At 59.7% G+C, this 19810-nt stretch carries 17 protein-coding genes; 9 read left to right on the top strand and 8 right to left on the bottom strand.

Annotation, left to right across the window (positions count from 1 at the left end; genetic code table 11):
- Positions 1-5 precede the first annotated feature (5 nt).
- The 3 genes from ERD80_RS20045 (at position 6) to ERD80_RS20035 (ending at position 3537) form a co-directional block, all read left to right on the top strand.
- Entirely contained in the window at positions 6-932 is a 927-nt protein-coding gene (locus ERD80_RS20045) for an ABC transporter ATP-binding protein (protein ID WP_248295884.1), read from the top strand.
- A gap of 12 nt (positions 933-944) precedes the next feature.
- Positions 945-1775 carry a phosphodiesterase gene (locus ERD80_RS20040; RefSeq protein WP_125309159.1) on the top strand — a complete coding sequence of 277 codons (831 nt, stop codon included), beginning with the start codon at positions 945-947 and terminating at the stop codon, positions 1773-1775.
- A gap of 166 nt (positions 1776-1941) precedes the next feature.
- The gene (locus ERD80_RS20035) at positions 1942-3537 is read left to right on the top strand and encodes a sensor domain-containing diguanylate cyclase (protein ID WP_136548287.1); all 1596 of its coding nucleotides are present in this window, start codon (positions 1942-1944) and stop codon (positions 3535-3537) included.
- Positions 3538-3594: 57 nt separating this feature from the next.
- Here ERD80_RS20035 and bcp read toward each other — a convergent pair whose 3' ends face one another.
- Both bcp and ERD80_RS20025 read right to left on the bottom strand, forming a co-directional pair.
- Complete coding sequence (gene bcp, locus ERD80_RS20030) at positions 3595-4062, bottom strand: thioredoxin-dependent thiol peroxidase (protein WP_021506602.1); 468 nt, start codon at positions 4060-4062, stop codon at positions 3595-3597.
- A gap of 142 nt (positions 4063-4204) precedes the next feature.
- Positions 4205-4774, bottom strand: a complete 570-nt coding sequence (locus ERD80_RS20025; protein WP_195910929.1) for a glycine cleavage system transcriptional repressor — start codon at positions 4772-4774, stop codon at positions 4205-4207.
- 140 nt (positions 4775-4914) lie between these two features.
- Between ERD80_RS20025 and dapA the strand changes: the two genes are divergently transcribed.
- The 6 genes from dapA (at position 4915) to ypfH (ending at position 11512) form a co-directional block, all read left to right on the top strand.
- The gene (gene dapA / locus ERD80_RS20020; protein WP_021506604.1) at positions 4915-5793 is read left to right on the top strand and encodes a 4-hydroxy-tetrahydrodipicolinate synthase; all 879 of its coding nucleotides are present in this window, start codon (positions 4915-4917) and stop codon (positions 5791-5793) included.
- Between the two features lie 14 nt (positions 5794-5807).
- Positions 5808-6839, top strand: a complete 1032-nt coding sequence (bamC, locus tag ERD80_RS20015) for an outer membrane protein assembly factor BamC (protein ID WP_021506605.1) — start codon at positions 5808-5810, stop codon at positions 6837-6839.
- A 144-nt stretch (positions 6840-6983) separates the two neighbouring features.
- Positions 6984-7697, top strand: coding sequence for a phosphoribosylaminoimidazolesuccinocarboxamide synthase (gene purC, locus ERD80_RS20010; protein WP_031279423.1), 714 nt, complete (start codon positions 6984-6986; stop codon positions 7695-7697).
- Between the two features lie 206 nt (positions 7698-7903).
- A complete protein-coding gene (locus ERD80_RS20005; protein WP_136548285.1) occupies positions 7904-8767 on the top strand; it encodes a neutral zinc metallopeptidase in 864 nt (287 codons plus the stop codon).
- Complete coding sequence (locus ERD80_RS20000) at positions 8767-10743, top strand: GNAT family N-acetyltransferase (RefSeq protein WP_136548284.1); 1977 nt, start codon at positions 8767-8769, stop codon at positions 10741-10743. Before ERD80_RS20005 ends, ERD80_RS20000 begins: the two co-directional genes overlap by 1 nt.
- 73 nt (positions 10744-10816) lie before the next feature.
- A complete protein-coding gene (ypfH, locus tag ERD80_RS19995) occupies positions 10817-11512 on the top strand; it encodes an esterase (RefSeq protein ID WP_021508041.1) in 696 nt (231 codons plus the stop codon).
- Positions 11513-11579: 67 nt separating this feature from the next.
- Here ypfH and ERD80_RS19990 read toward each other — a convergent pair whose 3' ends face one another.
- From ERD80_RS19990 to narQ, 6 genes are all read right to left on the bottom strand, one after another.
- Positions 11580-11768, bottom strand: coding sequence for a YpfN family protein (locus tag ERD80_RS19990; protein ID WP_021508042.1), 189 nt, complete (start codon positions 11766-11768; stop codon positions 11580-11582).
- 23 nt (positions 11769-11791) lie between these two features.
- Positions 11792-12919 (bottom strand): succinyl-diaminopimelate desuccinylase, encoded by a 1128-nt coding sequence (dapE, locus tag ERD80_RS19985; RefSeq protein WP_127834421.1) that lies wholly within the window; start codon positions 12917-12919, stop codon positions 11792-11794.
- A 1-nt stretch (position 12920) separates the two neighbouring features.
- Positions 12921-13289, bottom strand: coding sequence for an ArsC family reductase (locus ERD80_RS19980; RefSeq protein ID WP_021508043.1), 369 nt, complete (start codon positions 13287-13289; stop codon positions 12921-12923).
- Between the two features lie 562 nt (positions 13290-13851).
- Positions 13852-16968, bottom strand: a complete 3117-nt coding sequence (gene acrD, locus ERD80_RS19970) for a multidrug efflux RND transporter permease AcrD (protein ID WP_136548282.1) — start codon at positions 16966-16968, stop codon at positions 13852-13854.
- A gap of 195 nt (positions 16969-17163) precedes the next feature.
- On the bottom strand, positions 17164-17796 hold the full coding sequence (locus tag ERD80_RS19965; protein ID WP_031279800.1) for a response regulator: 633 nt from the start codon (positions 17794-17796) through the stop codon (positions 17164-17166).
- A 41-nt stretch (positions 17797-17837) separates the two neighbouring features.
- Positions 17838-19526 carry a nitrate/nitrite two-component system sensor histidine kinase NarQ gene (narQ, locus tag ERD80_RS19960; protein WP_136548280.1) on the bottom strand — a complete coding sequence of 563 codons (1689 nt, stop codon included), beginning with the start codon at positions 19524-19526 and terminating at the stop codon, positions 17838-17840.
- Between the last annotated feature and the right edge of the window lie 284 nt (positions 19527-19810).

Raw genomic sequence — 19810 nt, 5'->3', positions numbered from 1 at the left:
ACCAGCTGGCGCTGCAGCCGCTCGATCTGACGGTGCAGCCTGGCGAAACCCTGGTGCTGCTCGGTCCGTCCGGCTGTGGCAAAACCACCACGCTGCGCATCATCAGTGGCCTGGAGCGCTGTGACGACGGCGGCGAAGTGTGGTTTGACGATCGTAACGTGACAGCGCTGCCGATCGAGAAACGCAACGTGGGCATGGTGTTCCAGAACTACGCGCTGTTTCCCCATCTCAACGTGGCGCAGAACGTCGCTTACGGCCTGAAAGTGCAGGGCGTGGCGCGCGCCGAACGCGACGCGCGCGTGCAGGAGATGCTGGCCCTGGTGGATCTCAGCGCGCTGGCGCAGCGCAGCATCGACAAGCTGTCGGGCGGTCAAAAGCAGCGCGTAGCGCTGGCGCGTGCGCTGGCGGCGCGTCCGAAGGTGCTGCTGTTTGATGAGCCGCTGGCGGCGCTGGATGCGCGCCTGCGCGACCGGCTGCGGCTGGAGATTGGCGCGCTGCTGAAACAGCTGGCGATCACTGCCGTGTACGTCACGCACGATCAGCAGGAAGCGATGGCGCTGGGCGATCGCATTGCGGTGATGGAGCAGGGACGTCTGGTGCAGATCGATACGCCGCAAAATATTTACCAGCGCCCGGCGTCACAGTTTGTCGCGGATTTTGTCGGCGCGATTAACTGTGTCGGGGTCGATGCGCGCGGTAATCCGCAGCATTTCTGCCGCCCTGAAGATGTGCTGCTGGCGGCGGACCAGCGCTACGCGCGCCCTGGTTTTATCCTCGGCACCACCTTTCTCGGCGCTGCGCAGCGGCTGAGCATTGATATCGGGCTGGCGGCGCCGATCCAGGTTGATCGCCACGCGCGCGAAGCCTGGCACGCCGGCCAGCCGGTAAGCTGGACGCTGGCGCAGGATGCCGCGCTGCACTTTTCTGCCTGATAAGGAGCTGTTGTGACTGACGCAATGACGCTGATTGCGCAAATCAGCGATTTACACATCAAGGCCGATGGCCGTCTCTCCTATAAAAAAGTGGATACGCACGCTGCGCTGCTGCGGGTGATCGACACGCTGAATCAGCTGGTGCCGCGACCGGATACGGTGGTGATTACCGGCGACCTGGTGGATTTTGGCACTGCGGAAGAGTACCAGACGCTGCGCGAGGCGCTGCGCCATCTGCAGCTGCCGTTCCTGCTGATGCCGGGCAATCACGACGATCGCCAGCAACTGCGCGCCGCGTTTCCTGAGCATCATTACCTGCAGCACGGCGAAACGCTCAACTGGCAGATGCGTGTGAATCATCTGCAGCTGCTGGCGCTCGACTCCAGCGTACCGCATCAGCCGTGGGGCTACGTCGATGACGCACAGCTGCAATGGCTGGCAGAGCAGCTGGCGCGTGAGCCTGATTTGCCGACGCTGGTGCTATTGCATCATCCGCCGTTCCTGAGCGGCATTGGCCATATGGATCGGCAGCCGCTGCGCAATCCGGCGGCGCTGGCTGCCATTATTGGTCAGCATCCTCAGGTGGAACGGGTGCTGAGCGGTCACCTGCACCGCTCGGTGCAGGCGCGTTTTGCCGGCACGCTGGCCTGCGTGGCGCCTGGTGTGTCGCATCAGGTGGCACTGGATTTGCGTGACCACGGTCCGGCGAACTTTGTGCTGGAACCGCCCGGTTTTCTGCTGCATCGCTGGCAGCCGCAGCAGGGGATGACTACGCATCTGTGTGCAATCGGCGATTATCCAGGACCGTGGCCGTTTTACGATGCGCAGGGTTTAATTGATTAGCACCAGTAATAGCACAATAAAAAAGCGTTCCTGAGGGTCTGCGTCGTAGTCAATTTGGCTCAGAGGTGTACAATTGTCTGTTACCTCACCAGGGTAAACACCTCCAATTATAACAAGATAGTCAGGCACGCTAACTTATGAAGCTACTCACCAGGGCGGTTGCGCCATGTTAACGCGCATCCGGCCAAAAACTGATCTGCGCACGCTGATTGCGCTGCTGGCGATCACCAGTATCGTCATCACACTGGCTAATACGCTGTACGCTACCTGGCGCGTACAGCGCATGGTGCTGATCGAAAGCACCCTCGAAGCCAATCGCGCTTACGCCACCAAACTGGCGGCCACCACCGAAGTGTTTTTCCAGCTGGCGCAGTCGCAGCTGCACTACAGCGCCAATCAGCTGGGTAAAGATTTCGATAATCCCGAACTGCTGCAGCAGGAAGTGAACCGACTGCGCGAACAGACCAGCAGTTTTAACTCGGTGGCGATTGTCGACAGCAACGGCGTGATTAAAGCCATTTCGCCGGAATCGCTGATGCTGAAAGGCATGCAGCTCACCAGCCAGTCTTCGCGCGAAGCGCTGGCGCAGCGTCAGCCGATGGTCAGCCGGCCCACCATTTCTGCCACCAATAACCTGCTGGTGTTTGTTTCCTGGCCGGTATGGAGCACCGATGGGCGCTATCTTGGCTACGTAGGCGGCACTATTTATCTGAAGAAAAAGAGCATTCTCAACGTGCTGCTCGGCGAGCAGTACTATCGTGACGGCACCCATGTTTACGTGCTGGATCGCGACAACCGCGTGCTGTATCACCAGAACAATCAGCTGATTGGCAAAAACGTGCCGGGCATCGTCAGCGATCGTCAGCGCCAGGAGCACAGCAATGGCGAAGTTCAGCTGACGGAAGAGGGTACGGCGAAGCTGGCGGGCTACGCTGTGGTGCCCACCACCGGCTGGATGGTGGTGGCGCTCAAGCCGACAAACGTCACGCTGGCGCCGCTCTCCGGGCTGCTGCTCCAGGTGCTGAAGAATTCGGTGCCGTTTGCGCTGCTGACGCTGCTGGTGGCGGTGATTCTGGCCCGGCTGATTGCCTTGCCACTGTGGCAGCTGGCGCGCAAAGCCAGCCAGATGGATACCCAGGGCGTTTCCGGTGAAATTGGCGTGATCCGCGCCTGGTACTTTGAAGCGGCGCAGGTGAAGCGCGCGCTGCTCACCGGCATTGGTCTGGTGCAGGATAAAATCGGCCGGCTCAAGTCAGAGGTGCAGAGCGATCCCATGACCAGCCTGCTCAATCGCCGCGGCCTGAGCGCGGTGCTCGACTATTTCGATACCATGCAGCAGCCGTTTGCCGTGCTGGCGCTGGATATTGACCATTTCAAGCGGGTGAATGATAACTTCGGGCATGATGTTGGCGACGAGGTGATCAAACAGGTGGCGCGCACGCTGCGCCAGAGCGCGCGTCAGACCGATGTGGTGTGCCGCAACGGCGGCGAGGAGTTTCTGATGTTGCTTCCCGCCACCGCCCCTGATGAAGCGCGGGTGATTGCGGAGCGCGTGCGCACCAGCATTGCCGGCGGCTGGATTGATCCGGTCGGGCAGATCACGATTTCGATTGGTATCGCCAGCTGGCAGCCGACGCACGGCAGTCAGGAACAGATTCTGAAGCAGGCCGATGATGCGCTGTATCAGGCGAAAAACGCCGGACGTAACTGCGTGGTGATCGCCGGGCAGGAAGCGCTGGCCAGCACGGTTTCGCGCTATTAACCGCGCAGCGTCACAGCAGGATAAAAAAACGGGTGCCTGGCTGGCACCCGTTGGTAATCAGGCTGATTTCAGGTAATCGAGCACGATATCGTGGTGGTTCGAGGTTTTAAAATCGTCGAACACCTTCTCCACTTTGCCATCGCCGCCAATCAGGAAGCTGATGCGGTGAATGCCGTCGTAGGTTTTCCCCATAAAGGTTTTCTCACCCCAGACGCCAAACTGCTCGCAAACCTGATGATCTTCATCCGACAGCAGGGTGAAGTTGAGCAATTCTTTCTCGACAAAGCGAGACAGTTTTTCCGGCTTGTCGGTGCTGATGCCCAGCACTTCCACGCCCGCCTTCTTTAAATCATCCATGTTATCGCGCAGACCACAGGCCTGCGTGGTGCAGCCCGGCGTCATGGCTTTCGGGTAGAAATAGACCAGAACGCGCTGTCCCTGGAAGTCGGCCAAATTTACTTGTTCGCCATCCTGATCGGGCAAGCTAAATTTCGGTGCGGTGTCACCGGCTTTCAGTGGATTCATCACAACTCTCCATTTTTTTCTTCATGCTGTGGGTAATACACCATCAGCGGCAAAAGCGCCAGGTGGAGTTTACCTCAGGGTTATTTCACTACACGGTATGCCAGCGCGGCAGAGTGTGTGGCGGAATAACCCGGAGCCTGATTCAGACGGCGCTGTGCGCGTCGTCGGTGACACTATAGAGGCGAATTGAACCTTGTGCATGCAGTTCTTCGCACAGCCGATGGAAAGCCTGCTCAAACGGTGCGCTGGCATGATTCGCCGGGCTGTGCGCGGTCATCTGAATATAGAGCACCGGCGGCGCGTCGTCCTGGGCGGGCGTAATGCGCGACACCAGCTCGGCGATGTTCATCTGGTGTTTATCGAACAGATCGGTGAAGCGTTCGATGATATGCGGTGAGTCCGGCACTTCTACCTGTACCCAGACGGTAGCGGGCATCGGCGGCGTCACGCGCGCATTGGTGCGCTTCATCACGATCAGCAGTTCCAGCTCGGCCCCCTTCATCGGCAGGGTCGATTCAATCAGGGTAATGGCGTTCCAGCTGCCGGAGAGCAGCATAATAAAGGTGAACTCGTCGCCCAGCATCGCCAGGCGGCTGTCTTCAATATTGCAACCGCAGCTGCTGACGTGGCGGGTAATGGTATTGACGATACCCGGACGATCAACGCCCAGAGCGGTGATCACCAGATGGTGCGGCTGTGACTGCGGCAAAATGGCGTTTCCTGTACGTTCGCTAATAACCATAAGGTAAACATAAAAAAAACTGCTGACAAGCGCGGTAATGGCGTGGCTCGCTTGCTTTTCTTTCGGCGGAAAACGTAACATGAGGCACTTGTTTGTCGAGGGGATAGCCCATGTTCACCGGAAGTATTGTTGCGCTCATTACGCCTTTGAATGAAAAAGGTGATGTCTGCCGCGCAAGTCTGAAAAAACTGATTGATTATCATGTCGCCAGCGGTACGGCGGCGATTGTTTCTGTTGGCACCACCGGCGAATCCGCGACCCTCAGCCATGAAGAGCATGGCGATGTGGTGATGCAAACCCTGGAGCTGGCCGATGGCCGCATTCCCGTGATTGCCGGGACCGGCGCGAATGCCACCGCCGAAGGGATCTCTCTGACAAAACGCTTTACCGGCACCGGCGTAGTCGGCTGCCTCACCGTGACCCCGTACTACAACCGTCCGACGCAGGAAGGTCTGTACCAGCACTTCAAAGCGATCGCCGAAAGCACCGATCTGCCCCAGATGCTGTATAACGTCCCGTCACGTACCGGCTGTGACATGCTGCCGGAAACCGTTGCCCGCCTGGCTGAAATCAAAAATATTATCGGAATCAAAGAGGCCACCGGGAACTTATCGCGTATTTCGCAGATCCAACAGCTGGTTGGAGATGAGTTCATTATTGTCAGCGGTGATGACGCGACAGCGCTGGACTCCATGCAACTGGGCGGCAAAGGCGTTATTTCGGTCACGGCTAATATTGCAGCACGTGAAATGGTTGAACTCTGTGCGCTGGCACAAGAGGGCAAATTTGCCGAAGCGCGTCGCCTGAATCAGCGTCTGATGCACCTGCACCAGACGCTTTTCTGTGAACCGAATCCTATTCCGGTGAAATGGGCCGCGAAACAGCTAGGATTGATCGCCGATGACACGCTGCGCTTGCCGATGACGCCGCTGACCGAAGCCGGTCAGGCGAAAACCGCGCAGGCGCTGATCCAGGCGGGTCTGCGATAATTTAGGGAGAATCAATGAGTTATTCAGTTAAGCGCTCGACGCTGGCAACCGTGGTGGGCCTCTCCACCCTGATGCTGCTAACAGCTTGTTCCAGCGATCAGCGTTATAAGCGCCAGGTCAGCGGTGATGAATCTTACCTGCAGGCGCCTGAACTGCATGATTTAAAAGCCCCGGCGGGCATGATTCTGCCGCTGCAGAATGGTGATTACGATGTGCCGCACAGCGTGGCGAAAGGCGCGCTGGGTAAAGAGCTCGACATCCGTCCACCGGCGCAGCCGCTGGCGCTGATGAACGGCACCCGCGCGCAGTTCACCGGTAACACCGGCGTGCTGGCGGTTGACAGCAGCCGTGGCTCCATCTGGTCGCAGGTGGTGAACGTGGTGCAGTCGTACAAATTCCCGGTTGCCCAGCGTGATGATGCGGCGCAGCAGCTCACCACCGACTGGGTACAGTGGAACCGTGCTGACGAAGATAACCAGTATCGCGGCCGTTACCAGATCAGCGTGCAGAACCAGGGCTATCAGCAGGTGCTGACCGTACGTCTGCTGGAACTGCAGCAGCAGGGCCAGACGGTCACCACGCCGGTCCAGGTTCAGCGCTATACCGGTCAGATGCTGAATGACATCAGCACCGGTCTGGATAAGATCGATACCGCCAGCCAGGATGCGGCTGCCGGACGTGCCAGCGGACAGATTGATGTCCAGAGCGGCGCGGACGACACCGGCCTGCCACTGCTGGTGCTGCGCTCACCGTTTAACGTCACCTGGCAGCGTCTGCCGGCGGCGCTGAAGCGTATGGGCATGGAAGTTACCGATGACAACCGCTCGCAGGGCAGTCTGAAAGTGACCTACAAGCAGCCGGGCAGCAGCGCGTTTGACGCCATCGGCGCGAAAGATCCGGAACTGCCAAACGGCGACTACAAGTTGCAGGTGGGCGATCTCGATAACCGCAGCAGCCTGCAGTTCATCGATCCGAAAGGACACGTACTCACCCAGGCGCAGAATGATGCGCTGGTGGCGGTCCTGCAGGGCGCACTGAACAAATAAATGCAATAAAGGCCGGAGATTCTCCGGCCTTTTTGTTTTGGTTTTGGCATAATAGCGCCCGGCGAGGTAAACGATTGCGTCAGGCAGTCATCGCGCGGTGAAACACCGCTGAACACGGGTTATTTCATGTTTGGAGTTAACAAGATGCAAAAGCGAGCTGAGTTGTATCGCGGTAAAGCGAAAACCGTATACAGCACCGACAATCCGGATCTGCTGGTACTTGAATTCCGCAACGATACGTCAGCAGGAGACGGTGCACGAATCGAGCAGTTTGATCGTAAAGGCATGGTGAACAACAAGTTCAACCATTTCATCATGACCAAACTGCAGGAAGCGGGCATTCCGACCCAGATGGAAGCGCTGCTTTCTGATAACGAAGCGCTGGTGAAAAAGCTGGAGATGGTGCCGGTAGAGTGCGTGGTGCGCAACCGGGCGGCCGGATCGCTGGTGAAACGTCTGGGCGTGGAAGAGGGCATGCTGCTCAATCCACCGCTGTTTGATCTCTTCCTGAAAGATGACGCCAAACATGACCCGATGGTCAACGAATCGTATTGCGAAACCTTTGGCTGGGTGAGCAAGGCTAACCTGGCGCGTATGCAGGAGCTGACCTTCAAAGCCAACGAAGTGCTGAGCAAACTGTTTGATGATGCCGGTCTGATTCTGGTGGACTTCAAGCTGGAGTTTGGTCTGTTCAAAGGTGAAGTGACGCTGGGCGACGAATTCTCGCCAGACGGCGCGCGTCTGTGGGACAAAGAGACCATGGACAAGATGGACAAAGACCGTTTCCGTCAGAGCCTCGGCGGCCTGATCGAAGCGTACGAAGAAGTGGCACACCGTCTGGGTGTCAAACTGGACTAAGCTTCTGCCGGTGTGCGTCACGGTAGTTCGGACGCAAACCTTTCAGCGCATGAAGGTCGCCCTGGCTGGCGGCCTTTTTTATCGTCTGTTTACGGCCTTCACGCTGCGCCCTGCGCGCAATCTCGCTCCGCTGGCATCGCATTGCTGGTACTAACCTCTGCCGCCAACTAAAATCATGCAAAAGTCATTGATAACAGGAGCAGGCCATGCGCTGGCAAGGGCGTCGTGAAAGCGACAATGTGGAAGATCGTCGCGGCGATTCGCCGGGTTTTAGTTCTGGCGGACGCCAGATTCGTCTGCCGCGCGGCAAGGGCGGCATTATTCTGCTGATTGTGGTCGCGGTCGCTGGCTATTACGGCTACGACCTCACCGCGCTGCTGGAAGGCGGCGCGCCGGTGTCGCAACAGCAGCAGCGTCAGGTCAATTCGGCGCAGGATAACGAGGCGGCCAAATTCACCTCGGTGATCCTCGCCACCACCGAAGATACCTGGGGCAAACTGTTCCAGCAGATGGGCAAACAATACGCGCCGCCAAAGCTGGTGATGTATCGCGGTGCGACGCGCACTAACTGCGGTACCGGCCAGTCGGCAATGGGGCCGTTCTACTGCCCGGCCGATCAGACGGTATATATCGATCTCTCTTTCTATGACGACATGAAAAACAAACTCGGAGCCGGGGGTGATTTTGCCCAGGGTTACGTCATCGCCCACGAAGTGGGGCATCACGTGCAGAAACTGCTGGGGATCGAACCCAAAGTGCGCCAGATGCAGCAGGGCGCCACGCAGGCGCAGGTGAACCAGCTGTCGGTGAAGATGGAGCTGCAGGCGGACTGCTTTGCTGGCGTCTGGGGTCACTATATGCAGCAGGAGAACATTCTTGAGGTGGGCGATGTGCAGGAAGCGCTGAACGCCGCCGAGGCGATTGGCGACGATCGTCTGCAGCAGCAAAGTCAGGGGCGCGTAGTGCCGGACAGCTTCACTCACGGCACTTCTCAGCAGCGCTACACCTGGTTCAAACGCGGTTTTGACAGCGGCAATCCAGGCCAGTGCAACACCTTCGCCAGTAACTGATGTTGCACGCTGAACTGACGGCAGCGATGCAGCAAGCCGGTATCCGCCGTCTGTGCGTGATTGCCGGTGAGGCTGGCTGGGCGCGCCAGGAAGCGGCCACATGGCAGGCCGCACTGCCAGGTGACTGGTTAACGGTCAGCGACAGCGATGACTTCCCGCAGCGCGTCGCGCCTGCAGCGCTGCGTACCCTGCTGGGCCGGGAATTCCGGCATGCCATTTTCGATGCGCGCCACGGCTTTCACGCGGAAGCGTTCGCTGCGCTGGCCGGGACGCTGCGGGCCGGCAGCTGGCTGCTGATACTGACGCCTGACTGGAACGCCTGGCCGGCGCAACCCGATCGCGACAGCCTGCGCTGGGCCGATGTCGACCAGCCCATCGCCACGCCGCATTTCATCCACCATCTGCAACAGCATATCCTGCAGGATGCGCAGGTGATGCTGCTGCGTCAGCACCAGACGCCGCGCCTGCCGGCGGCGCAGCCCTTCGCGCCGTGGCAGTGTCGCGCCCCCGAGCAGCAGGCGCAGATTGTCCGCCAGCTGTGCGCCATGCCGCCCGGTGTCGCGGTGATCATCGCCCCGCGCGGTCGCGGCAAATCGGCGCTGGCGGGAATGCTGGCGCGCCAGACGCAAAGCGCGCTGGTGACGGCGCCGGCCAAAGCCGCGACGGAGGTGCTGGCTCAGTTCGCCGCTAAGCAGTTTAGCTTTATGGCCCCGGATGCGATTCTCGCTCAGCCGCAGGAGGCTCAGCCGCTGGCAGAATGGCTGATTGTGGATGAGGCCGCGGCCATCCCCGCGCCGCTGTTACAGCAGCTGGTGCAGCGGTTTCCGCGCGTTCTGCTGACCACCACGGTGCAGGGCTACGAAGGTACCGGGCGCGGTTTCATGCTGCGCTTCTGCGCCACGCTGCCGCAGGTGCGCTACTTCCAGCTGGATGAGCCGCTGCGCTGGTCGGCGCAGGATCCGCTGGAGCAGTGGCTGAGTGCGGCGCTGCTGTTTGCTGAGGCCGAAGCCTGCGACGCACCCGCGCAGACAGCGATTTTTGCCGCCACGCCCGCGCAGCACGCCGGCGCCTTACAGGCTGGCTATCGTCTGCTGGCGAGCGCCCACTATCGTACCTCGCCGCTCGATCTGCGACGTATGCTGGATGCGCCCGGCATGCATTTCTGGCTGGCCGGGCAGCCACAGCAGGTCACCGGCGCGCTGTGGCTGGTGGAAGAGGGCGGGCTGGATGCCGCACTAGCGCAGGCGGTGTGGGCCGGCTCACGTCGTCCGCGCGGCAATCTGGTGGCGCAGTCATTAGCGGCACATGCCGGTTTTACTGAAGCGGCGACGTTACGTTCGCTGCGCATCAGCCGCATCGCCGTGCAGGCCGCACAGCGCCAGCGCGGCATCGGTCGCGCGCTGGTGGCGACGGCGCGGCAGCAGGCGCAGGGCGCGGATTATCTGTCGGTGAGCTTTGGCTACACCGCAGCGCTGTGGCAGTTCTGGCGTGCCTGCGGCTTTACGCTGGTGCGTATCGGTTCACAGCGCGAAGCCAGTAGCGGTTGCTATGCGGCGATGGCGATTTGTGCGCTGACGCCAGCCGGTGAAGCCCTGCAGCAGCGCGCCGCGCAGCGTCTGGCGCGCGACTGGCCGTGGCTGCAAAAGCTGATCGCGGTGCCGCTGACCCTGTCGTCCGCCGACCATCAATCCCTCAGCGCCGACGACTGGCCGCTGCTGGCCGCGTTTGCCTGGGCGCAGCGGCCCTATGAAGCCAGCTATGCGGTGCTGCAGCGGCTGGCGGGTGTCGCATCGCCACCGTTGCTGTGTGCCATACTGCAACAAAAACAAACGCTGAGTGAAGCGGCACGGCTGGCCGGCGTGAGCGGGCGTAAAGCGCTGATGCTCAGGCTGCGCGCGGAGGCGGCTGACGCACTCATCACGCTGGATGCCGCCGCCGCGCAGCACTGGCAGCAGCGCCTCGGCACATTGCAATAAATCCATTATCTCGTTCAAATTTTCCCAATATCACTTTGCCGTCAGCGGCGTATAGTGATTTGAGGAGGACGTTATGGCACTACGATATGTAATTGTTCAGCAACCGGATAACGCCGCGCAGCTGTTTTTGCTGTATCACGGCGTGAACGACAACCCCGATTCGATGGCGCAGATTGGCAGCTGGTTCGCGCAGGCGTTTCCGCAGGCGCAGGTGGTGTCGGTGGGCGCACCTTATCCGGCCAGCGCGCCGCAGGGCCGCCAGTGGTATGCCGAGATACCGGAACACGACCGCTCGCAGCAGCAGGGCGTGGATGCGGTGATGCCGTCCTTTGTCGAGTCGGTGCGTCACTGGCAGCAGCAGAGCGGCGTGCGGCCGGAAGCCACCGCGCTGGTCGGTTTTTCGCAGGGCGGCACCATGGTGCTGGAAGGCGTAAAAGCCCAGCCGGATCTGGCGGGACGCGTGGTGGCCTTTAGCGGCCGCTACGTCACGCTGCCGGAGCAGGCCAGTACGCGCAACACTATCCACCTGATTCACGGCGATTATGACGAGCAGGTGCCGATGCAGCATGCGGAAGCGGCGATGCAGCGCTTAACCGCGCTGGGCGGCGATGTGACGCTGGATATCGTTGACGATCTGCCGCACGCAATTGATGAACGCAGCATGCAGCTGGCGCTGAATCACCTGCGCTATACCGTGCCGCGCCGCTATTTTGATGAGGCGCTGAGCGGGGCGAAGCCGGGCGACGATGATGTGGTGATGATGGTGTGAGACCGGCGCGCCATAAAACAAAGGTCGCCGTGCAGGGCGACCTTGTACGCTAAACGATCAGCGGCGACTACTTCTTCTTCGGCCAGTCGTCGTCATCGTCCCACTTATCGTTGAAATCGCGATGCGGTGGCAGATCCGGTTTGTTATCCATATATTTTTTATGATCGATGCGCTTCAGGTCTTTGTAGACGTTCATCAGCACGCCCACCATCAGCAGAATCACAATCACCCACCAGTACTCTTTTAACCATTCCATGAGGTTTCTCCTTCAAGGTGCCATCAGGCGATCAGCTGTTCCATAATGCGCTGATACATCCGGCTCAGCAGCTGCAAATCCGAGGCTTTCACGCACTCATTGATCTTATGAATAGTGGCATTCACCGGGCCGAGCTCCACCACCTGTGCGCCCATGCGGGCAATAAAACGCCCGTCAGAGGTGCCGCCGGTGGTTAACAGCTGCGGCTTGATCTCATTATAGTGTGCCACGGCGTTGACGACGGCATCCACCAGCTTGCCGCGTGAAGTCAGGAATGGCTGACCGGACACATTCCACTCCAGCGTATAGCGCAGCTGGTGGCGATCGAGCAGCGCCGCCACGCGATCTTTGATCATCTGATCGGTCAGTTCGGTGCTGAAGCGGAAGTTAAACTGCACGAAAAACTCGCCAGGAATCACATTGTTACTGCCGGTTCCCGCCTGCACGTTGGCGATCTGCATGCTGGTCGGCGGGAAGAACTCATTGCCCTGATCCCACTCGGTCGCCACCAGCTCGTTAAGCGCCGGCATCGCGCGATGCACCGGATTATCGGCCAGATGCGGATAAGCCACGTGGCCCTGCACGCCGTGAATGGTCAGATTGGCGGTCATCGAGCCGCGACGGCCATTCTTCACCACGTCGCCGACCACTTCGGTGCTCGACGGTTCACCGACGAGGCAGTAATCCATACGTTCATTGCGCGCCATCAGGCGCTCAACCACTTTTACCGTACCGTTGACGGCGCTGGCTTCTTCATCGGAAGTGATGAGAAACGCCAGCCGGCCAGCATGATTGGGATGAGCAGCAACGAAGCGCTCGGCCGCCACCACCATCGCCGCCAGCGAGCCTTTCATGTCTGCAGCGCCACGGCCAAACAGCATGCCGTCGCGAATCGAAGGTTCAAACGGCGGGCTGATCCAGCGGTTGGCATCGCCCGGTGGCACCACATCAGTGTGCCCGGCAAAAGCCAGCGTTTCGCCCTGGCCGCGCGTGGCCCAGAAGTTAAGCGTATCGCCAATGTGCATCGGCTCGACGTCGAAACCAATCGCCTCCAGGCGCGCAATTAACATGGCCTGGCAACCGGCGTCATCCGGACTAAGCGAGGGGCGACGAATAAGCTGCTGAGCCAGCTCAATAACCGGACAGAACATGTTATGACTTCTCCTGGATAAAGGCGTGATAAACGGGTTCTTTGAAACCCACCAGCAATGTACCGTCTGGCGCCGCCAGCACCGGACGTTTGATCAGCGCCGGGTGCGCCAGCATCAGCGCTTTGGCGCTGGCCGCATCGCGGATGGCATCGCGTTCCGCTTCCGGCAACTGACGCCAGGTGGTGCCGCGCGTGTTCAGCAGCACGTCATACCCCAGCTGGTCGATGAAGGATTGCAGCAGCGCCGCATCCAGCCCGTCAGCGCGATAATCATGAAAATGAAAGTCGATGCCGGAAGTGCTCAAATAGTTGCGTGCTTTTTTTATGGTGTCGCAATTCTTAATTCCGTACATCACCCACTGCGCTGTCATCGCGTATTCCCGTCCTGTGTTAAATAAAGCGCGAGTTTACCATAGCGCGCCGTGGGCTGTGAGGTCAGACGCGCAGCGGCGCTGTTTTTCATCTCGCCGCGACGCCAATAAACGACGCTAATCAGGGCCAGTAAACGCTTTCACTTACCTGCGAAATTGTCGCCTGCGGCATCATTAGCGATCTAAGAATTATCTTAGGCGGCAAAAACGGGCCTGGCGGATTAAGTCCGCACTTTTGTGAGTTGCATTAACAGGTTGCTGAAATGTGCGTCAGTCCGCAGTTTCGGCAAATTCAAGCTTTCTGCGGTGGTTGCCGATAGTGATGAGAGGTGGAAACGTATTCACCTGTAGAAAAAAACGGCGTAAAATCGCCACTACAAGAAGAGAGGGTATTATGGTTGAACACGAACTGGGGAACTGGAAAGAATTTATCGAAGCGATGTTACGTAAGTAATTCGTGAAGAGAAAAGCAGGGCACTTCCCAACTTGCTGTTATTCTTACCGCACACATCAATAAAGCCGCCATTCATCATGGCGGCTTTTTATTTGTCCGGATTTAGCCTCAGTCGTGCGGCTTTGCCCGCAGCGGGAAGCGGCGGCGCACCAGCACAAAGAACAGCGGCACAAAGAAGATCGCCAGTACCGTGGCGGAGATCATGCCGCCCATCACGCCAGTACCGACCGCATGCTGGCTGCCGGAACCGGCACCGCTGCTGATCGCCATCGGCAGCACGCCGAAAATAAAGGCCAGCGACGTCATCAGAATCGGCCGCAGGCGCTGCCGCGATGCCTCCAGCGTCGACTCCAGCAGTTCACGCCCTTTGCTGTTGATCTCATTGGCGAACTCGACGATCAGGATCGCATTCTTCGCCGACAGGCCAATCACCGTCAGCAGGCCGACCTGAAAGTAGACGTCATTCTCCAGTCCGCGCAGCCAGGTGGCGACCAGCGCGCCCACCACGCCCAGCGGCACCACCAGCATCACCGAGAACGGAATCGACCAGCTCTCGTACAGCGCCGCGAGGCACAGGAACACTACCAGCAGCGAAATCGCATACAGCGCCGGCGCCTGCGAGCCGGAGAGACGTTCCTGATAGGAGGCACCAGTCCACTGGAAGCCAACGCCGAGCGGCAGCTGCGCCACCAGCTTCTCCATCTCATCCATCGCCGTGCCGCTGCTGACGCCGTTAGCCGCCTCGCCGACAATCTCCAGCGACGAATAGCCGTTATAGCGTTCAAGACGCGGTGAACCGGTCTCCCAGTGGCTGGTGGCGAAGGCGGAGAACGGCACCATGCCGCCGCTGTTGTTGCGCACATACCATTTGTTGATGTCGCCTGGCAGCATGCGGAATTCCGGTGCGGCCTGGACGTAGACCTTCTTCACGCGGCCGCGGTCGAGAAAATCATTCACATAGGTTGAGCCCCAGGCGGTGGTCAGGGTGTCATTGATGGTATCCAGCGACACGCCGAGCGCCTGCGCTTTACGCTGGTCGACATCAATCTGCAGCTGCGGGCTGTCGTCGAGTCCGTTGTGGCGCACGCGCGACAGCGCCGGATTGTTGTCGGCCAGCGCCAGCAGCCGATCGCGCATCGCCATCAGCTCGGTGTGCCCGATGCCGCCGTGATCCTGCAACTCCATATCAAAGCCGGAGGAGCTGCCCATGCCGGTTATCGCCGGTGGACTGCTGGCGATAACGCGTGCCTCTTTGATCTTTTTGAAGGCTGCGGTGGCGCGATCGATGATGGCAAACGAGGTGCGATCGCGACCTGGCCGCTGCTCCCAGTCCTTCAGACGCACAAACAGGCGCGCCACGTTTTGTCCGTTACCGCCCGGACCGGCACCAATGGTGGAGAACACCGACAGCACATTGTCCTTCTCGGCAGTCAGGTAATAATCCTCAACCTTTGCCACCACCTGCGAGGTTTGCTGCAGCGTCGAGCCCGGCGGCAGTTGTACCTGAGTAAGAAATACGCCGCGATCTTCCAGCGGCAGGAAGGAGGTAGGCAGACGAATAAACAGGAATGCCATCACGCCGATAATCGCCAGGTAGAGCAGCAGCCAGCGGCCGCTCTTCAGCAGAATGCGCGCCACACCGCGCTCGTAGCGTTCGGCGCTGGCATTGAAGTGACGGTTAAACCAGCTGAAAAATCCGCGCCGGCCATGGTGCTGGCCCTGCGCCAGCGGTTTGAGCAGCGTGGAGCACAGCGCGGGCGTCAGAATCATCGCCACCAGCACCGACAGCACCATCGCCGAGACAATGGTGATGGAGAACTGGCGATAGATAGCGCCCACGGTGCCGCCAAAGAACGCCATCGGCACAAACACCGCTGACAGCACCAGCGCGATGCCCACCAGCGCGCCCTGAATCTGCCCCATCGATTTACGCGTGGCGGCCCGCGGCGATAATCCCTCTTCGCTCATGATGCGCTCGACATTCTCCACCACCACGATGGCATCATCCACCAGCAGCCCGATGGCCAGCACCATGGCGAACATGGTCAGGGTGTTAATACTGAAGCCGCAGGCGTACAGCACCGCAAAGGTACCGAGCAGCACCACCGGCACAGCAATGGTGGGAATGAGCGTGGCGCGGAAGTTTTGCAGGAACAGGTACATCACCAGAAACACCAGCAGGATCGCTTCCAGCAGGGTTTTCACCACGTCCTTAATGGAGGCTTTGACGAACGGCGTGGTTTCAAACGCCACTTTGGCTTCCAGCCCGTGCGGGAAGTATTGCGCCAGTTCGGCAACACGGGCGCGCACCAGCTTGTCGGTGTTCATCTCGTTAGCGCCGGAGGCCAGCTTGATGCCGAGACCGGATGCCGGCTGGCCATTATAGCGGCTCAGAAAGTCATACTTTTCGGCGCCCATGGCGATGGTGGCCACGTCGCCGAGCGTCACCACTGAACCGTCGGTGTTGGTTTTCAGCGTAATGGCGCGAAACTGCGCGGGCGTCTGTAGCATCGACTGGGCGTTAACCGTGGCGTTCAGCGCCTGTTTGTCCACCGACGGCAACCCGCCGACCTGGCCGACCGCCACCTGGGTGTTCTGCGATTCGATGGCGCTGACCACATCGTCGGTGGTTAGCGCGTAGTTAATCAGCTTATTGGGATCGAGCCAGATGCGCATCGCGTATTGCGATCCGTAGGCATCGACCTGGCCGACGCCGTCGATGCGGCTGAGCGGATCCTGAATATTACTGGCAACGTAATCGGCAATATCCTGTTTATCCATGCTGCCGTCGGTGGAGACAAAGGCAATCATCAGAATGTTGCTGTCGCCGGTTTTGTTTACCGTGACGCCCTGCGATTGCACCGCCGCTGGCAGTTTGCGCAGCGCGCTCTGCAGCTGATTCTGTACCTGTTGCCGCGCTTCATCCGGGTTAGTGCCAGCGGTAAAGGTGAGGGTGATCTGCGCCTGGCCGGTATTGCTGCTGTTGGAGGACATGTACATCAGGTTATCGATCCCCGTCATATTCTGCTCGATAACCTGGGTGACGGTGTTTTCCAGCGTCTGCGCGGATGCGCCGGGATAGTTGGCGGTGATGCGCACGTTAGGCGGCGCGAGATCCGGATACTGTTCCACCGGCAGCGAGATAATGGCCAGCGTGCCACACAGGCACAGCAAAATAGCCAGCACCCAGGCAAAAATGGGGCGGTCGATAAAAAAGTTCGACATGAAACCGACACTCCTCAGCTGCGTACTTTGTACTTGTTATTAGTAAAAGCGTGCCGCAGGCTGCGCTTCACGCTGGCGGAGTGCAAGGGCGATCCTGAAAACTCCGGCTGCTGCTTACTGTACGCGGGGCAAATTAGGGAATCGTGGATAAATTATGGAGAAAGTGTAAAAGTCGCAGCAGCTTTATGTGCGCAATCACACATTGCGACTCTCCAGCCACAGCACCGTTGCTGCAACGCGGGAACGGACGTCGAGCTTACGCAGCAGGTTGCGGATGTGCACCTTTACCGTTTCTTCCGAAATGTGCAGCGTGGCGGCAATCTCTTTGTTGGATAAGCCGCGTGCTACTTCCTGCAACACATCCAGTTCGCGCTCGGTCAGCTGTCTGAACGGATTGACGCTGGGCTGGCGGGTCGCCAGATATTCTGCCACCACCTCACTGAATACGTTCTCGCCCTGTGCGCCGCGCATCACCTGCGCCAGCAGCAGTTCCGGTTCGCTGTCTTTGAGCAGATAGCCATCGGCACCGGCATCCACCATGGCGTAAATATCGCTGCGCGCGTCGGAGACCGTCAGCACCAGAATGCGTGCCGCGACGCCCTCGTGGCGCAGCGCCTTCAGCGTATCCAGCCCGGACATGCCCTTCATATTCAGGTCGAGCAGAATCACATCCGGTGCCAGACGGCGCGCTTCGGCCAGCGCTTCGGTACCGTTATTCGCCTCAGCCACCACTTCCAGACGCGGTTCCAGCGCCAGCAACTGGCGGATACCGCGACGCATCAGCGGATGATCGTCAACGATCATAATAGACAGGGAAGGGTGAGCCATAGGTTCTCCAGAGTTTCAATCCGTTTGCTAAGTGTAATGCGTTAAGCCAGCCGGTGCGCGGGGCGGGCGGGAAAACGCAGCGTGACGCAGGTGCCCTGCGCCTGCGGGGTAATCAGTAAGCTGCCGGCGAGACGCGCCGCGCGCTCGGCCATGATAGTCAGCCCGTAGTGGCCCGGCGGCTCTTCTACGCTATTGATACCGCAGCCGTCATCTTCGATGGTCAGCAGGTGCTCATCATCAGCGACACGCTGATAGCGAATCTGAATCTGCTGCGCCTGTGCGTGACGAATTGCATTGAGCAGCGCCTCGCGCGCAATCTGCAGCACGTGCACCTGCTGCTGAGCATCCAGCGTTTGCAGACCAGGCTGGTAGTCAAAGGTAATCGCCGCCTGCGACTGCTCCTGCAGCGGGGCGATCATCGCCTGCATCGCCTGCACTAAATCGGCCTGTTCAATGCTCAGGCGGAAGGTGGTGAGCAGCTCGCGCAGCTGCTGATACGCCTCGGCCAGCGCGCGATCAAAATCGGCGATGATCGCCTGTGCCTGCGGCTGGCTGCTATCGACATTACGCCGCAGCAGCGTCAGCTGGATACGCAGAAAAGAGAGCGACTGCGCCAGCGAATCGTGCAGCTCGCGCGCAATGGTGGCGCGCTCTTCAATCAGCAGCATCTGCTGATACTGCTTCTGCGTCTGCCAGATCCACAGTGCACGCGCCAGCATGTTGGCCAGACTGTGCATCAGCTCATCGGCCGGCGGCGCGCGGCGGGTTTGCCAGCACAGTTCGCCGAGGCGCTGCTCCTCCTGCTGCAGCGGCAGCCGCTGCCAGCTGAGATCGTCGGCGGGCACGCCGGCCTGGAAGGCGATATCCTCGCTGGCGATTTGCAGCACCTCCAGTGCTTCCCGTCGCTGCACCAGCCGCAGCAGGCCCTGGAACAGCTCGGGATTGAGCGGGCTGCCGGTGAGAATCTGCGAGCTTTCATACAGCAGCGACAGCGTGCGGTTGGCCTGGGTTAAATCTTCGGTTTTATTGCGTACCGCGCACTCCAGCAGGCGATAGTGCGAATGCAGCCGCTCCGCCATAGTGGTAAAGGCCTGCGCCAGCACGCCCAGCTCGTTGGGCTGATGCACGGAAAGCGGCGGAAAACTGAAGTTGGCCTGCTCGACGTATTGACTGGCGGTGACCAGCGAATCAAGCGGACGCACCACGTTGCGGCGAATAAAGCCAATGCTCCACAGCGCCAGCGCGACAATCGCCAGAAAGCCGAACAGGCTGCTGGCGGCCACCAGATGCATTTTCAGCTCGGCATAGTGCTGCACCGCCAGCACGAAGCGGTCAATCTCACTGACGTAGCCCGCCACGCGCTGCTGGTACACCTGCGCCCGCGCCGGCTGCAGCGTCTCCTGCAGTACCGGCCAGCTGTCGCGCAGATAGCGGTAGCGGCTGCTGACTTCAATCGGCACCCACGGACGCTCCAGATGTTGCAGCGCCGGTGACTCCAGCGTCTGCTGATATTGCTGCATATGGTGCGCCAGCTGCTGCGGATCGCGCGTGCTGTCCCACGCCAGCCGGTAGATTTGCATGCGCAGCGAGCCGGCGACATTCACCGCTTCGGCATCGCGCAAACTGCTGGAGAGCGTCATCAGCGCCAGGCCGGTGGTTAACAGCGACAGCAGCACAATCGCGCTGAGCGTGCGGGCAATGGTGCGGGTAACGGGACGTTTCACTATCACAATAATAACCCTTACAAGAGCGGGGGATTATAAGTCAGCCGCAGCGCGGGTGCGAGCGCGAAATTGACACATCTGGTTACTTTTACCAGAGAAACTCACCGCGGTTTACGTTTCCCTGGATTACCGGCGTTTGGCTGGCGAAATATTGAACGCCTTTACCGCCCGCGCAACCTGGTTTGCACTGGCTCGCCGATACTTTGACGCGTAACCCTTTTCCCGCACGACAACAGGAGCACCTCATGAAGACACGTTATGCCGTAATGACTGCTGCACTGCTTGCCAGC

Source organism: Pantoea sp. R102 (genome assembly GCF_004916815.1).
In the GTDB taxonomy this organism is placed as follows: domain Bacteria; phylum Pseudomonadota; class Gammaproteobacteria; order Enterobacterales; family Enterobacteriaceae; genus Pantoea; species Pantoea dispersa.
This window is presented reverse-complemented; position numbering and strand designations above follow the sequence as displayed.

Coding starts and splice junctions, on each gene's coding strand:
- ERD80_RS19980 (WP_021508043.1), bottom strand. CDS start 13,289: ATGACAGCGCAGTGGGTGATGTACGGAATTAAGAATTGCGACACCATA.
- ERD80_RS19990 (WP_021508042.1), bottom strand. CDS start 11,768: ATGGAATGGTTAAAAGAGTACTGGTGGGTGATTGTGATTCTGCTGATG.
- purC (WP_031279423.1), top strand. CDS start 6,984: ATGCAAAAGCGAGCTGAGTTGTATCGCGGTAAAGCGAAAACCGTATAC.
- ERD80_RS19965 (WP_031279800.1), bottom strand. CDS start 17,796: ATGGCTCACCCTTCCCTGTCTATTATGATCGTTGACGATCATCCGCTG.
- dapA (WP_021506604.1), top strand. CDS start 4,915: ATGTTCACCGGAAGTATTGTTGCGCTCATTACGCCTTTGAATGAAAAA.
- acrD (WP_136548282.1), bottom strand. CDS start 16,968: ATGTCGAACTTTTTTATCGACCGCCCCATTTTTGCCTGGGTGCTGGCT.
- bamC (WP_021506605.1), top strand. CDS start 5,808: ATGAGTTATTCAGTTAAGCGCTCGACGCTGGCAACCGTGGTGGGCCTC.
- dapE (WP_127834421.1), bottom strand. CDS start 12,919: ATGTTCTGTCCGGTTATTGAGCTGGCTCAGCAGCTTATTCGTCGCCCC.
- bcp (WP_021506602.1), bottom strand. CDS start 4,062: ATGAATCCACTGAAAGCCGGTGACACCGCACCGAAATTTAGCTTGCCC.
- ERD80_RS20005 (WP_136548285.1), top strand. CDS start 7,904: ATGCGCTGGCAAGGGCGTCGTGAAAGCGACAATGTGGAAGATCGTCGC.
- ypfH (WP_021508041.1), top strand. CDS start 10,817: ATGGCACTACGATATGTAATTGTTCAGCAACCGGATAACGCCGCGCAG.
- ERD80_RS20000 (WP_136548284.1), top strand. CDS start 8,767: ATGTTGCACGCTGAACTGACGGCAGCGATGCAGCAAGCCGGTATCCGC.
- ERD80_RS20035 (WP_136548287.1), top strand. CDS start 1,942: ATGTTAACGCGCATCCGGCCAAAAACTGATCTGCGCACGCTGATTGCG.